This window comes from Runella salmonicolor (assembly GCF_024158025.1).
Taxonomy (GTDB): Bacteria; Bacteroidota; Bacteroidia; order Cytophagales; family Spirosomataceae; genus Runella; species Runella salmonicolor.
Map to the genome: position 1 here is coordinate 1255764 of NZ_JAMZEL010000001.1, position 15810 is coordinate 1271573.

The 15810-nt window shown below is 45.0% G+C and carries 10 protein-coding genes; all 10 read right to left on the reverse strand.

What is annotated here, in order from left to right; all coding sequences use genetic code 11:
• Positions 1 to 13: 13 nt before the first annotated feature.
• Entirely contained in the window at positions 14 to 1258 is a 1245-nt protein-coding gene (gene fucP, locus NCI00_RS05105) for an L-fucose:H+ symporter permease (RefSeq protein ID WP_253525670.1), read from the reverse strand.
• Positions 1246 to 1602 (reverse strand): L-rhamnose mutarotase, encoded by a 357-nt coding sequence (locus tag NCI00_RS05110; protein WP_253525672.1) that lies wholly within the window; start codon positions 1600 to 1602, stop codon positions 1246 to 1248. The genes fucP and NCI00_RS05110 overlap by 13 nt, the downstream gene beginning before the upstream one ends.
• A 5-nt stretch (positions 1603 to 1607) precedes the next feature.
• Entirely contained in the window at positions 1608 to 2372 is a 765-nt protein-coding gene (locus NCI00_RS05115) for an SDR family NAD(P)-dependent oxidoreductase (protein WP_253525674.1), read from the reverse strand.
• Positions 2373 to 2384: 12 nt separating this feature from the next.
• Positions 2385 to 3611: an enolase C-terminal domain-like protein gene (locus tag NCI00_RS05120; RefSeq protein WP_253525676.1), complete on the reverse strand. Its 1227-nt coding sequence runs from the start codon at positions 3609 to 3611 to the stop codon at positions 2385 to 2387.
• Between the two features lie 37 nt (positions 3612 to 3648).
• The gene (locus NCI00_RS05125) at positions 3649 to 5043 is read right to left on the reverse strand and encodes an alpha-L-fucosidase (RefSeq protein WP_253525679.1); all 1395 of its coding nucleotides are present in this window, start codon (positions 5041 to 5043) and stop codon (positions 3649 to 3651) included.
• Between the two features lie 52 nt (positions 5044 to 5095).
• A complete protein-coding gene (locus tag NCI00_RS05130; RefSeq protein ID WP_253525681.1) occupies positions 5096 to 6607 on the reverse strand; it encodes a sulfatase in 1512 nt (503 codons plus the stop codon).
• An 87-nt stretch (positions 6608 to 6694) separates the two neighbouring features.
• Positions 6695 to 8368: an alpha-L-fucosidase gene (locus NCI00_RS05135; protein ID WP_253525683.1), complete on the reverse strand. Its 1674-nt coding sequence runs from the start codon at positions 8366 to 8368 to the stop codon at positions 6695 to 6697.
• 51 nt (positions 8369 to 8419) lie between these two features.
• Entirely contained in the window at positions 8420 to 10708 is a 2289-nt protein-coding gene (locus NCI00_RS05140; RefSeq protein WP_253525685.1) for a glycosyl hydrolase family 95 catalytic domain-containing protein, read from the reverse strand.
• A gap of 253 nt (positions 10709 to 10961) precedes the next feature.
• Positions 10962 to 12491, reverse strand: coding sequence for a RagB/SusD family nutrient uptake outer membrane protein (locus NCI00_RS05145; RefSeq protein WP_253525688.1), 1530 nt, complete (start codon positions 12489 to 12491; stop codon positions 10962 to 10964).
• A gap of 40 nt (positions 12492 to 12531) precedes the next feature.
• Positions 12532 to 15660, reverse strand: a complete 3129-nt coding sequence (locus NCI00_RS05150; RefSeq protein ID WP_253525690.1) for a SusC/RagA family TonB-linked outer membrane protein — start codon at positions 15658 to 15660, stop codon at positions 12532 to 12534.
• Positions 15661 to 15810 lie beyond the last annotated feature (150 nt).

The following is a 15810-nucleotide window of genomic DNA, read 5'->3' on the forward strand; positions in this document are numbered from 1 at the left end:
AGAGGGAGTTTAATTACTTGATAATATGGCCTTTTTGGGCGTAATACAAAATGTAAGCATAACACAAAATGGGTAACACAAAGGCAAAGCGAATGCTGTACATATCAGAAATAAGCCCCATGAGCGGCGGTACAATGGCACCACCTACAATGCTCATGATAATCAACGACGAACCTGTTTTGGTGTAAGCACCCAAATTTTTGATGCTCAATGTAAACAAGATGGGGTACATGACCGACGTAAAAAGCCCCACCACCGAAAGCGATAAAATCGAAAGATAACCCGTGCTTAAAATTGCCAGTGCCACCAGCGCAATTGCCCCTAATGCACAGGCCATCAACATTTTAGAAGGATTTACTTTTTGCAAAAAATAGGCCCCTGCCAACCGTCCGACCAATACCAAAGCCATGAAGAGAGTGATAAACAAAGCAGCTTTCTGTTCGCCTAATTCATTAATTTCTAATGACTTGGCATAACGAATCAAAAAACTAACAATACCCACCTCAGCACCTAAATAACAAAATACGCCCAATGCTCCCAGCACCGTATGCTTATATTTAATAATGGCCCTTAATCGAATATTTTCTTCACCTTCTTCCTGAATATCAGGCATTTTAATAAAAAACAATGCCGCGCCCAATACCAAAAAAAGCGTTCCTAAGGCCAAATAAGGTATTTTGACCAATTGGGCTTCGGCGTTGAGATAATCTGCCAATTGGCTGGGGCTAAACTGCTGAACGGTAGCTTCGGAAATATCAGTGGCGTGAAGCAAAAACACCGCTCCAATGTAGGGGCCGATGGTGGCGCCAATAGAGCCTACCGCCGCCGCCAAACTGAGCCGACTTGACGCTTTTTCGGGGTCCCCCAAAATGGAGAGGTAGGGCGTAGCCGTCACTTCCAGAAAGGTAAAACCTGCGGCCATGATGAACAAAGCCGTCAAAAAAAGTGGATAAAAGCGCGTTTCGGCGGCTGGAAAAAATATAAATGCCCCCACCGCCGCCAGCAAAAGCCCCGTAATCATTCCCGCCCGATACCCAAACCGTCGGATGTATTGACCCACGGGTAAGGCCAACAAAAAATACCCACCAAAAAAAGCCGATTGCACTAAAGATGACTGAAAATCAGTCAATTGACAGGCTCTTTTGAGGTGTGGAATGAGTACATCGTTGATGTTTCGGCTCAAATTCCAGATAAACATCAGGCTCATGACGACCAAAAGCGGTATCAGAAATGGGTGGCGGTTTTTCACTTCAGACATTCATTTAACAAAAAAATAGGTTTCATTTCAGCCCAGTGTTCGTGGGGTTTGGCTTGGGTCAATCGTTGTTGAAATCCATTCATAAAAGCCGCCCATTCTGGTTGTCGAGGCATTTTACCAATGGCTTCAAAAGCCGTATTCAGGTCAATACCTTCTTCGGTTTCGACAATCATAAACAACCGCGTCCCGATGCGATAGATTTGCATATCCACAATTCCGCCCGCTCTGATACCCTTCGGGATTTCGGGCCAAATATGCTCAGGTTGATGAAAATGTTCGTATTGGGCAATGAGCTCGTCGTCGTCTTTCAAATCCAGGGCCAAACAGGTTCTTTGTGTTTTCATATCATTTACTTTTTATAGCCCAATTCCGCCCCTCCGCTTACGGGCATGATACAGCCCGTTATGAACCGAGCGGCCTCAGAAACCAAAAACACCGCCACATCGGCAATGACATCGCCTTCGGGGCAGTAACCCAAGGCGTGAATATTGTCCAGATAATTTTCAATAGCCTCCGGGTTAGGCTGTTGCGTTGCCCACTGGCGCAGCATGGGGGTCCAAACCCCAGCAGGACAGATGGCGTTGACCCTAATCCCAAACGGCGCATAATCCAAGGCCATCGCTTTGGTCAGGGCACTCATGCCACCTTTGGTAGCCACGTATGCCGCGTGGTTTTCCTGCCCAATGGTACCCACCATGCTACTGGTGTTTAAAATGCAACCTTTGGTCATTTTTAGGGAAGCAATACCGTAACGGGTAGTCCAATACACACTTTTTAGATTGATAGAAAATAGGCTATCCCATTCGTTTTCGGTGGTTTGGTCGAGCGATTTTGAAGGGTGGGCAATCCCTGCGTTGTTGTGAATGACATCTATTTTACCAAACCGAGCAATGGCCGTTTCAATGGCCGATTTTACGTCTGCTTCATTTTGTACATCACCCACGAAACCAGCGTGTTCATTCCCCAAACGACCGATGAGTTGAGTTAAAGAAACTTCATCTTTATCCATCACCAAAACCCGAGCACCTGCTTTTGCATACGCCTCGGCACAGGCTTCGCCAATGCCCGAAGCACCGCCTGTGAGAAAAATCACTTTATTGGTCAATACGGTCATGTTTTTGGTGGATTAGATTTTCAAATCACTGCTGCTACCTGCTTCCTGCGGCACTTGATAATAGCCTCCAACGATGTTGGCCGGATGCACAAAATAGGGTCGCAAATGCGGAATATGCTCTAAAAACAGGTTTTCATGCCCCATACCGATGTGATTAAAAAGCACCAAATGTTGGTGTATTTGCCCCATATCTCCTACGTGGGGCAGCACAGGCACCTTAAACTTTTTTGACAATAAACTAATGGCCAGAAACTCAGAGACACCCCCTACGCGTACGACATCTACCTGACAAAAATCCATGGCCTTCGCCTGCAAAAAGTTCTTAAAAATCACCTTATTGGGGATATGTTCGCCCGTGGCTACTTTAAACGGGGCAATGGCTTGAGCAATGACCCGATGCCCAAAAACATCGTCGGGGTGTGTGGGCTCTTCAATCCAATAAGGATTAATGCTACCCAGCCGTTGACAAATATCCAATGCTTGCGGTACGTTCCATTTTTGATTGGCATCCAGCATAATCGTGGCGGCATCGCCCGCCGTTTGTCGAATCAAAGCCGCGCGCCGTAAGTCACGAAGGGGGTCAAATGAGCCCACTTTGAGTTTAAGGGCCGTAAAACCTTTATCGAGGGCTTGCTTTGTTTTTTCAACGATAAGCGCGTCAGAAAAATTAAACCAACCTACCGACGTATCGTAGCCTTTGTAGCCTGTTGTCAGTACCTCATTTCTATTTTCTCTCGTTTTGTACTGTTCATCGAGTAATTGAATGGCTTGCTCGCGCGTAAGTTCATCTTCTAAGTAGCTCAAATCTAGAGTATTGACCAGTGCTTCGGGCGACAAATCCAGCAGCAGTTTCCAAAGCGGCACTTGTCGGGATTTGGCCCACAGGTCAAAGCAAGCATTGACAATAGCCGCCAACGCCAAATGAACCACGCCTTTGTGCGGCCCCAACCACCGCAACGAAGGCTCGTCGGCCAATGCACGGTAAGTTGTACCAAAATCGGCCATCAACTCTTCGATTTCTGCCCCTACTAATTTTACCGATAAATATTGAATGGCTTTGCACACTAAGTCATTGCCTGCCCCCAAGGTAAAGGCCAAACCTATTCCTTGCATAGCAGTATCCGTTTTTAACACACAAACGGCATAAGAATACTGAGGGTTGGTGTGGGTTGCATCTGAACCCGCTCCTTCGCCCATTTTAAAACGTTTATCAAGAACTTCAACAGAATGAATGTACATGGAATTAGGTTAATTTCATACAGATAAAGTGCGATTACTACTTGGTCATAACATTGAAAATACCAACGTTTTTTAATCTTGGCGGTGCCGTGCTTTGCATAATTGTGAGGCGAAATTTTGCGCCTTCAATCGGGTCAACGGGTCGAATATGTTTGTAGCCAATATTTGTTCCTTCGGCGATGGTTTTCCATTTTTTATTTATTTCTGCCTCAATTTTAAAAGCCCTTACCCGCTCGCCTTGCGTAATGTCTTCTTGCAAAACGAAATAATTGACCGCCTGTTTTTTGTCTAATTTCAACTCAAAAACAGTTCCTTCGCCGCTTGTAGTTTTAATGGGATTCGAAAAACGGCTTTTGATTTCATCACCCCATTCGGTCAGGCGTCTTACATCAGCATCAGGAAGTAAGCCTCTATCATCGGGCGTAAGCCCCACGATTAAGGTCGAATTGTGCCCCACCGACCGCTCATACATATTCATCAAATTTTTTAGTGGAAAGATATGCGCGTCGTCATTGGGCTCCCAAAACCATTCATGGCGGCCATTATACCCCCTCAGTGGTGCGTCCGACATGGCTGGCATCCAATATTTTCCGGCTTTATCGCCCTCTTTCAAGAGTTTGAAATCGTCTTTAAAAACAATCTCTTTCTGCGCAGAATGTGAAAACGGGAACGGAAAAGTAGCCCAACATGGGTAAGGCACCGTGCCAGATTCGGAGCCCCCCCAACGAAAATCTGCCCGCTGCGCATTGTGGTAAAACAGGCATTTGCGCTGGTATTTTTCAACAATGGGCAATACATCAGCTCCATATTTGGTGGGGTCGTCGGCACCGCCATCAAACCAAATCATAAACAAATCGCCGTAGCGCGTGCAGAGTTCTTTGACCATGCCTTCGCACATTTTTTTGTAGGCTATTTGCCGATTTTTAACAAATTGGCTTTCGCCTTCAATCCTAAAATCATGGACACCCAAAAACGAATTCCACCGAATTCCGAGATAAATCCCAGGGGCAATACCGTATTTTCGACAGGAATTGACAAAATCACGCACTATATCACCCTTACCCTCCTGAAATTTCAGGGCTTTCATGCAATAAGGATTCACGTCGCTTTGATAAAGGGCAAAGCCTGTTTCGTGGGTGGCAGTCAGGACGGCAAATTTGCCGCCCATTGCTTTCACGGCTTTGACCCATTGGTCGGTATCTAATTGGGTCGGATTAAAAACATTGATGTCCTCAATGGGCGTGATGCGATTGTAGGCCTGGTTGTAATTTTTTCCATCAAAAACGTGTAAATCATAACTAATAAGCGCCCCGATTTCCGCTTCATGCCAAGCCATCTGGGAAAGCGTAGGTTTGGGAAAATCGTTATTTTGAGCCCAAACTTTCGTTGTTAAACCCAAAATAGTGAGAAGAAAAAGGAAGATGTTTTTCATTGATTCGTGGTTTATTGGAAGCATTGACGCTGCAATTAATGTTTTATTAGCATCATTTTACGCCGTCAGGATACGGAATGGGTTGCCCCGTGGCTTTGAAAGTAGGGCGATGTGCATTCCGTTTTTTGAGTTCATCGGTCAATAGCTGAGCCATTTGTTTCAGCTTTGTGGGCTGGGCTTTTGCTAAGTCGTTCAGCTCGCCAATATCGTTTTTCAAATTGTACAATTCTAAGGTCTGGGTTTTGTGTAAATAGACCAATTTCCAGTCACCTTGGCGCATGGCGCTTCCCCACGACGTGCCTTTAAAATTTACGTTGGTCCAGTTGTTGGGATAATGCCACAGAAGGATTTTTTTCTCGTCGCGTTTGTTCTTATTTTCCAAAAACGGCCGTAAATTTTTGCCATCTACGGTTTGGATGGTAGTGTATTTGGTCACGCCCGCCATACCCAAGACGGTGGGGAAGAAATCGTCAATGGATACGTACTGACTGGAAATGCTGTTTTTCTCCACCTTCGGCCCCGACACCAGCATAGGTACACGAATACCTCCCTCATACAGAGAGCCTTTACCTTGTTTTAGAGGTAGATTTTGGCTGTGTATTTCCCCGCTGCGTAACTGAAGACTATACCCACCGTTGTCAGAAATAAATAAAATATACGTGTTTTTATCCAAATTATTGGTTTCCAAATAATCCATTATATCGCCCAAGCTCTTGTCCATTCCTTCCACCAAAGCCGAATACCTCGCCTCGGTATCGGTTAGGCCTTGGTCAATGTATTTTTGGTAAAAACGCGCGTCTTTATCAAATGGCAAATGAACGGCATAATGCGACATGTACAGAAAAAAGGGTTTCTTACTTACCTGATTTTCTTTCAGGGCAGCAATCGCTTCTTGGGTAAGTGCCTCGGTTAGAAATATATCTTTTCCGTGATACTTTTCTAAATCGCGTACTCCCCAAGTGGTGTCGTTGGGGGTACGTCTGAAATTTTTTTCACCTAAAAAGCTACTCGGATGTCCTGCGGCTGTGCCGGCAATGTTTTTCTCAAAACCAATCGCCAGTGGATTGGCCGCTGGGGTTCCGTAAGAGGCAAAATGCGCCTTGCCACAGTGGAGCGTGAAATAACCCGCTTGCCGTAACAATTGGGGTAAAGGCGTAGCATGAACGGTCTTGGCGATGCCCGCCACGGGACTCATACCGTTGTGATTCCAGCTGGGGGGATTCAGCAGACTGTCGGGGTAGTCGGTGGGGGTGTCTTTTTGGGTGTTCGTCCAGTTCGTGACATTGTGTCGTGCTACATTCATGCCCGTCATGAGGCTTATCCTCGACGGGGTACAGACGGGATTGGCGTAGGCATTGGTAAACTTCATGCCATTGCGGGCAAGTCGCTCCATGTTGGGGGTATGGAAGCGCTGATTAATGGGCGTTTTGTCTTTCCAAAAGGGTACGGAGGTGTCTTGCCAACCCATATCGTCAACAAAAAAAATGATAATATTTGGTTGGTTTTGCGCACTTAATAAGTGACTCCCAACGCTAATTCCGAGAATTATTAATAGTCTTAACATCAATTTATCGTTTAAAATAAAGGACAAAATACCGCCAATACTAAACCATTTTTAGTATTTCATTGCCCTTTAAAATAACAGCCTTGGTCAACGTTTTCTAATTTTCACAAAACCTTTATTCTGAAACGACCTATTGTCTGAACTCATCACCACATTCAGGATTGAACTTGTACCTTCATCAATTTGGCCAGTACGATTGATAAAAAACACATTTTCCTTGCGTTTTCTTTGAATAAATTCTTGAAGCGTATTGGGGTCTTTATCAAAAATGAGTTCGGCTTTTTCAACGTACATACCCGTCACGCTGACGGCATTGGTAAAAATTACTTCGTATTGACCCGGTGCGGTGATAAACTTTCCTAAGTCAATACTCATTTGACCTTTTCCGTTTACGAAGTCTTTGGTATCCCATTCCTGCAAAATAGTGTACTCTTTGGCTTCTTTCTCCGATTTTGGGAGTTCAAAATCCGTAACGTAATAGGCTGCCATGCTCCTAATGAGGGGCGCACCTTTGTTTTCGGTGACTTTTAACTTTATGGCCGTAAGTTCAACATCGTCGAAATAATCTATTTTTGTTACCCCTACCGAGCTGCCTGTTGTCAATTTTTCCCATTTGTTTTTTATCAATCCCCACAGTTCGTATTTTCTAATTCGGTGCCCCTGTCGGTAGTCTTCTTTCAAGATGATGTGGTTTACCTTGGTAGGTTTTGTAAGCACCAATGCTACTTCGTTAGAGGTTTTGTTTTTCACTTCGGCCAAGGGACGGTTAAATCTTCGGTTGATTTCTGCCCCAAATTCAGCGTACCTTTTTACATCTCCTGCTGGTATCAAGCCAGTTGTGTCGGGGTTGGAGTTAAGCAATAAAGTACCACCATGACCAACCGATTTATAATAAATTTCCATCAATTCGTCCACCGATCGGCGTTTGGCTTCATTTTTTGGCGACCAAAACCAATTGTGGTTGTACAAAGTGACATCGGCTTCTAGCGGTGCCCAAACATCCCCGTCGGGGTCATCATCGTATTGAGTAGCCACCCCTGATTTTAAGACCTCCCCTTTGAGGGAATTCCAGACGGGATAGTGGAGAATACCGCTTTCGGTACCGGGCCAACGAATAGTGGCATCTGAACCTTGAAAAATGACCGCTTTGGAGGCGTATTTTTGTAAAATATCGCTCACAGGTACCTTACAGGAGCCGTCAAACCAAACTTCGAGCATGTCGCCATAATTTGCCAAAACCTCGGTGAGTTGTTGTCTGAAAATTTTATTGTAGGCTTCCTGTTTTGAAGGGTCTTTGGTAATTCCCCCACTTCCAAGGCCCGCGCCCCACTTGATATCACCGGGATAAATATAGATACCGAGGTTCAGACCCGCCTTTTTGCAAGAATTGGCCAAGTCTTTGATGACATCGCCTTTGCCGTTTTTCCACGGAATATTTCTGACGCAATACTCGGTGGTGTAGGTAGGCCACCAGCAAAAACTGCCCGCGTGTTTGGCCACAAAAATGATTTCTTTTGCACCCCACGACTTGGCCACACTACACCACTGATCGGTGTCGAGGTTGGTAGGATTGATGCGGGAAATGTCAAATTCACCCGTCTCGTCGTACTCTTTGCCGAGCCACGTAGCCACCCCAAAATGGACAAACATAATACGTCCCTGCTCCTGCCATTTGTACTGAACATCAGAGGGTTTAGCCAATTGTTGACCCGATAAATGTACGTGGACAAAGAGAAAAACGATAAGAAGGATTTTCTTCATTGGTAAAAAAATAATGAGTAAGTTAACGAATCTGAAAAGTGGGTTAAAAACTTACTTTTTAGCGGCATTTTTGATTTTTATGCTTCCATTTTTTTCAAATGCCAGCTCCATAAACTCGGCGTTTTGTGAAATCACCTTTACTCCTTTGTTGAACTCAATTGAATGGGTTTTAAAAGGAAGTTTGACTTTTGCTTTTCCGCCTTTCTCGGCTTTTATTTCAAGGCTCGAAACCAGGCCATTCATTTTCTGGGCACTTACCAAAAATGCCCCTTCGGCCCGTAAATCTTTGAACGAGGCTTGCTGCCATTTTTGGGGAATGGCCGGAAAAACCTCAATTTGTCCAGCATAACTTTGTAAAAGCATCTCCTGAATACCAGCAGCGTAGGCAAAATTCCCCTCCAACGTAAAGGGCCGATACGTCATATTTGATTTGCCCGACTTGGTTTGGTCACCGTTGAGGTGAAAGGAGTTGGTGGAGCAAAAGGCCGTGGCAAAATCGGTCAAGGCCGCCACTGCCCCTTCACCATCCTTGGCGCGGGCTTTCAGATTGCCCTCCCACGCATACGAATAGCCGCACCACCAAGCGGGGCCGACTTTATCCAGTAATTTGAGCGAATTTGTAATAATTTCTTGGTCTTTCGCTCCGTTTTCCCAGCGAATTTCGCCCAGTGGATGGATGGCCATCAGATGCGAAAAATGACGGTGAGATTGGTTATATGGCAGGTCTTTTGAAAAGTTAAGTTCTTTGTTATCAGACAAATGATAAGACTGAAACTGATTCATAATTTTAGAATAATGCTCGGCTTCGGTTCGTAGATTTAGTTCAAGTGCCAGTTCGTTTGCCTTCGCAAACAAAAACCGCATCAGAGCCAAATCATAATTGGTATTTTCTAAAAACCAAGCTGACTTTTTATTGTCATTAATTTCAGGACTGGAACTTAAAGGCAACTGACGGTAGCCATTTTTATCGATGTACGTAATTTCTTCGAGGTGTTGGGCCACTTCTTTAAACCAAGGGTAGGCGCGAGTTTTTAAGAAATCTTTGTCCATGCTGTATCTCCATTGTAAATAATAATGTTGCGCCAACCAAGCCGATACCGTGGGCGAAAGCGAATATTGAATCCATCCTCCCATTTCCTCACCCAAAAGCGTGGTTACACCTGGCACGTTGAGACCGCCAGACCCAAAATACCACTGCGTATATTTTTTATATTGTTCTCGGTTTTGATCGAGGTGATTAAGATAGCCCATGGCCTCTTCTAAGTGGTTGGCGCTGTAAGCGGGCCAATAGCTGAGTTGCGTGTTTAAATCGTGGTGAAAGTCACCCTTCCAAGGGGGAATACGCCCGTTGTCGGCCGTCCAAACCGCCTGCAATGAAATAGGGGGCGTATTGCTTCTGGCAGCACTCCCAAATTTATACAGTTCAAGATAATATTGTTTTTCGAGTACCGGATCGGGCAACGATAATGACGATTTTGCCCAAAAGTTTGTCCACCAACTCTGATGCGACTGCCATGCCGCGCTGTAACTGGGAGCCAAAGCCACTATTTTTTGGGCTTCTGGTTGGGGCTTGTTGGGATAATGGGCCGAAATGGCCCAAGAACCTTCAATCGTTTTAGGATTAATTTTCTTCCATTTTACATAAACTTCATAATAGAATCCTCCCCATCCCTGCTGAATATAGCGATAAGACTGGCCACTTTGAGTTATTTCCCCTTGCTTATACCCAAGCCTTGCCAAGTCGTCGCCAGCCACGGGGCCACCGACGGTATTGCCAGAACTACCTTCGTACTTCGGAGCCAACAATTTCAAATTCAGTTCATTAAGATTCTCAAATTTAAAATAGCCAATGTTTTGTTTGGCATGAACGAACGAGGTCATTTTTACGCCATTTTGCCAACTGATGGTTGCTTCTGCTGTTTCGATATTCAGCGTGGTCTGTTTTACACCGCCCCAATCTTTGACCTCGAACTCAAGGGCGGCACCCGGTATTTTGCTGGGAGCAGGCTCTCGATCGTAGGGATGGTCGCCTATTTTTTGAACGGCCACGTAGTTGTCGGCAAGCACTTGTTCTTTGACCCACTTGTAGTTAAAGCCGGGGGTGTGCAGCTCCTGCATGGGGCGCATATCCCAGAGTTCGGCGTGGTCGAGCGAAAAACGCAGTTTATCTTCTTTCTGCCAAATCAGTTCGCCAATAAGGCCATTACCGAGGGGCAGACCTTCGTCCCAGCGAACAGGTATTTTTTCAGATTGAAGCCCTATTCGATTGCGTTGGATTTGACCAAACGCGCTAAAAAACAGAAGTATTTGCAGTGAGATTAGTACAATTGACTTCATCATATTGTTCCGTTGGTGATATGGTGGGTAGTGGATTGGGTAGACCAAAGGCAAAATCCGTCGTAACACTCCGTAAAGGTGTTAATCGTAGAGAGAACACCGATGGGAGTCGGCAGGGCAAGTCAGTAAGACAAGCTAAATAGAGCTATTTATTTTACTTTCAGAACGTTACAACAAATAAAAGGACTTATAAAAGCGTTGGTGTTTCTTCCAAAATCAGTAACACCAACGCTCATTTCAACTGAGATGCACGCTGTTAATAGCCTGCATTCTGTACCAAGCTCTTGTTTCTATCCAATTCGTTTTGGGGAAAAGGAAGCACATTATTTTTTTCACCAAAAGATAGCGTTACGCCCGCAGGATTTTTGACATTAGCTAATTTTGCCGCCATCACACCCCAACGTTTCAGGTCAAAATAGCGATGCCCTTCCAGTGCCAGTTCAATGCGCCTTTCGTGACGGATAAATTCTCTCAGCAAGTCTTTGGAGTTGTATTTGGTTCGGTCCACAGGGGGAAGGTTTACGCCGGTGCGGGTACGTATTTTATCGAGGGCATCGTAGATAGTGGCATCTGGTCCTGAAACTTCATTTTTAGCCTCGGCATACGCCAACAACACCTCGGCATAGCGTGTATGTACCACGTTCATGTCGGTAACCGTAATTTTAGATCTATCCCAAGGCAACTTAGAAGTATCCATGTACTTCTTTTGATTAAAACCAGTAAGCAATGGATCTGTCACGGCAAATGTAGAGCCATCTGGGTTTTTGTAAGAATCGCCCGGCACTAAAATGGTCATTTTTAGCCTTGGGTCTCTGTTGTTGTAGGGGTTGGCAGCATCGTAGCCCGAGCCCGCCTCCGTAATTGGTTTACCATTGGCCATTTCATAGTCATCTACGAGGTTGCGATAGGGGGCAATGGCTCCGTACCAACCAAGCTCCACGAGCATCCCTTCTCCTCCTTGTGGATTGTTGGGGGCAAGAAATTTGGTAGAAAAAATGATTTCTGGGTTATTCTGCTGCGTTGTCGTTAGAAAAAGATTGGCGTATCCTCCCTGATAGATTGAAAATTTGCCAGAATCAATAATGTCTTTGGTAATCGCCGCCGCATCTGCCCAGTTTTGTTGATACATCCTGACTCGGGCTTTTACCATTTGGGCCGATGCCTTCACCGCACGACCTGAGTAAGAGGTGGCTGGTAATTTTGAAATGGCAAAATCCAATTCTTCAACCACAAATGCCAGTACATCGGCTTTGGGGGTTTTGGCAATTTTGGCTTCTTCGGCGGTTTTGGGGGCTGTTTTATAGACCACTACATCGCCAAAAAACTGTACCAAATCAAAATAGTACATGGCCCGAATAAAACGTACATCGGCCTTGTAAGCATCTTTACTTGCTTGAGATACCGCAGCTACCCCATCAATGTTGTCCAGAAAATAATTACACTGAGCAATTCCCGAATAGGGTACATTGTATAAGGCAGCATTGACATTGGAAGGATTGATAACCCCAATGGTGTAATTTCCAAAGCCAAAAAAAGTATGTCGGTCTAAGGCATTGTCGGAATAGGCATCTAAAAAAGGCTTACGGGCGCCGTAAAAGTTATTTTGTAATGTCCGATATACGGCCGTAAGCGACATTTGCACGTCTGTTTCTGTTTTCCAGAAAGTAGGGCCTGAAATAGCATTGAGCGGATTTTTATCCAAGAAGTCTTTATCGCAGGAAGTATGGGTAGTGAGTACCATTATTCCCAGCAATGCAGAAGCTATGTATTTATTTTTGAATTTCATTTTTGTAACAGTTTAGTGAAAGTGAATTTGACTCCTGTCTTTAGAACTTAATGCTTAGGCCAGCGGTATAGATTTTCAACTGTGGGAATTGGGCAAATCTACCGGAGCCAGCGCGCTCGGGGTCATTTCCTTCGTATTTCGTCCAAGTGATTAGGTTATCGCCTGATAAATAAACAGTTAAACCCTTCGATTTAATTTTACTTAAAATTTGCTCATTAAGGGTATAAGAGAGGTACAGGTTCTTTAAGCGCAAATACGACGCATCCTGAATAAAATAGGTAGAGGTATATCCAGATACCCCCGCGTAACCCGTCAGGTAAGTAGCAGGTACGGTATTGCTTGGATTGGTAGGAGACCACGCATTGAGAAATTTAACTGGAGGTGCCGAACCTTGCTGGAAAGGCTCGTAGCCCCAACCTGATACCTGCGTATTGATTCCCTGCACACCCTGAAAAAACGCGCTTACACTAAATCCTTTCCAACCAGCATTCAGATTAAAAGAATAGTTATAATTGGGGAATCGGCTAATGCGAATTCGATCTTCTGGTCCTACGGTGCCGTTGCCATCTATATCTCTTATTTTCAAATCGCCTGGTTTTAAGGTTCCTGACAAAGGTTGCTTAGGAGAAGTATTAATTTCTTCCTGACTTTGGAACACACCTGCCCATTCGTACACAAAAAAATTGTTGTAAGGCTGGCCGACTTCGATTGTCCCCAAGGTGGGAGCGAGGATTTTGGTTACTTTATTTCTGTATCTGTGAAAGAGGACACTGGCACCGTAGTTGAAATCGCCGAAACGTTTTCTGTGTCTAAGCTCAACTTCAAAACCTTTGTTTTCCATGGCTCCCGCATTGACAATAGGTGCGGCCAAACCTACACTATTGGGCAAATCGGCGCGTTGAGAAAGAATATCGGTGGTGTTGCGCTTGTACCAGTCGATCGTAGCGCCAAAGAGCCCTTTAAATATATCAATGTCCAGTCCAAAATCTAACATCGACGTCTTTTCCCATCTCAAATCTTTCGTTACCAATCGCGTAACGGCCGCGCCAGAACTAAGTCCGCTAAACGGATATGCCGTAAGGCTTAAAACATCTTGGTACGGATAATTTCCGATTTCCTGATTTCCCAAAGTACCGTACGAAGCCCTCAATTTTAGATTATCCACCCAAGACAGCGAGTTTTTGATGAATCCTTCTTCTGATATTCTCCACGCGGCGGAGCCTCCTCCAAATATTCCAAAGCGATAATCAGGAGCCACGCGTGAGGAACCGTCGCGGCGAATGTTGCCCTCCAGAAAATACTTGCCTTTGTAGTCATAATTGGCCCGTCCAAAAAACGATTGTAAGGCCCATTCCGACGCACCTCCGCCGGTGGACTGATTGACGGCCCCGCTACCATCCAACACCATGATACTTGTATTGGGAAAGTCAAACCGATTGCCCAATATGTTTTCTGTAAAATTATTCTGCTGCTCATAGCCCGCCAAAACCCCTAAATTATGCTCTGTTCCAATTTGTTTGGTGTAATTTAAGGTACTGAAATAGGTCTTGGTAATGTTGCGGCTTTCGTTTTGTTGGAGGCCAAAAAAAGTTGGGTTTCCATTGGCTACCTGCACATAGTTGCCCGCAGCATCTGGCTGATAAGCGTACGACGGCGAACCAAACTGTCGGTTTTTGTATTGGTCATTAAAGAACGTAAACCCAGCTTTGTTTAGCCATTTAAGCCCTTTCAAAATCTCAACTTCGGCATAGGCCTGAGCGTTCACGTTGTAGGTCTTTGTAAATTGGCCACCCGTAGCATAGACTTCTTCTACACTTCGATTGACTCCTCCGTTGCTCGCAAAATCTCGGTTGGTGACTCTTCCGCTGCCATCTGGCAAAAAGGGCGCGTACGTGGGTGCAGTAGCATAGGCCAACAAAAGAAGGTTGTCGTTGGTAAGCCACGGCGCTTTGGCATCTTGGAAGGAAAGGTTAATGTTAGTACCTACCCGAACTCTTTTATGTACCTGACTCGAAAAGTCAATCAGTCCGTTGTAACGCTTGTATTTGTAGCCTTTGGTAATAGCATCCTGATTCAAATAATTGAATGAGATGTTGTATAAGGTTTTTTCATTGCCTCCGCTAAATCCCAAGTGGTGATTTCTGATAGGCCCTTTGTCCAGTACATAGTCCAGCCAATTGAAATTGGGGTATTGCTCACTATTGGGATTGTTTTTGTACAAATCAATTTGCGCCTGTGTATATAGGGGAGCTTGACCGCTTCGGGCCCTAGCCGAGTTGTACATTTCCATGTACATAGGAGAATTAGTAATCAATTCAGGCACTCTCGTGGCTTCACTTATCCCGTAGCTTGCAGCATATTCTATTTCTGATTTGCCTGCTTTACCTTTTTTGGTCGTAATCAAAACCACCCCATTGGCCGCACGAGCACCGTAGATAGAGGCCGAGGCCGCATCTTTCAACACCGTAACGCTCTCAATGTCTTGCGGGGAAAGGTTTTTGATAGAAGCGATGATACCATCGACCAAAATCAAAGGGGCATTTGAAGCGCCAAACGAACCAAATCCTCTCAATTGGTAAGAAGCATCGTCCCGACCCGGCTCTCCAGTGGACTGGATAATATCCAAGCCCGCAATCCTACCTTGCAAAAGGTTTTGCACGTTGGGTACGGGCCGCTCCGTGAGCTCTTTGCCCGATACCGTTGAGACTGAACCCGACAAATTGGCTTTTTGCTGAACACCGTAGCCCACCACAACCACTTCCGAAAGTGATTCAGCCGCTGGCACTAAATTTACATCAATGGTAGTTTTGCTTCCCACCAACACCTCCTGTGCCGTGTAACCAATATAACTGAATACCAAAGTGGACCCACTCGATGCCTGAACGTTGTATTTTCCATTTACGTCGGTTATGGCTCCTACGGCCGTACCCTTTATCTGAACACTTGCTCCGGGCAAAGGCGCACCTCCTGAGTCAAATACGGTGCCTGAAACCGGGCGGTTTTGGGCAAATACCCCCTGACCTCCCAACAACAGCCAAAGGCTGACCAACAGGAGTAACGTTTTAGTACCTGCTGATTTAGCAGTACTTCTGAGCTTGCTGTTTGAGTCGCCGACGGTGGTATATAAACCCCCATCTGACGTAGAGTTAAACCAGTAAAGACATTTCATGGATTGGATAAGGTTAATACAGGTTAATTTTGTACAGATATTATTCTTTGCATAGTATAAAAAAAATATTTAATAGTTATATTATGCATAATATAACCGCAAAACAAGGCCATAATGAGTGAAAAAGCCTACAATGGGTTGATATGTTTA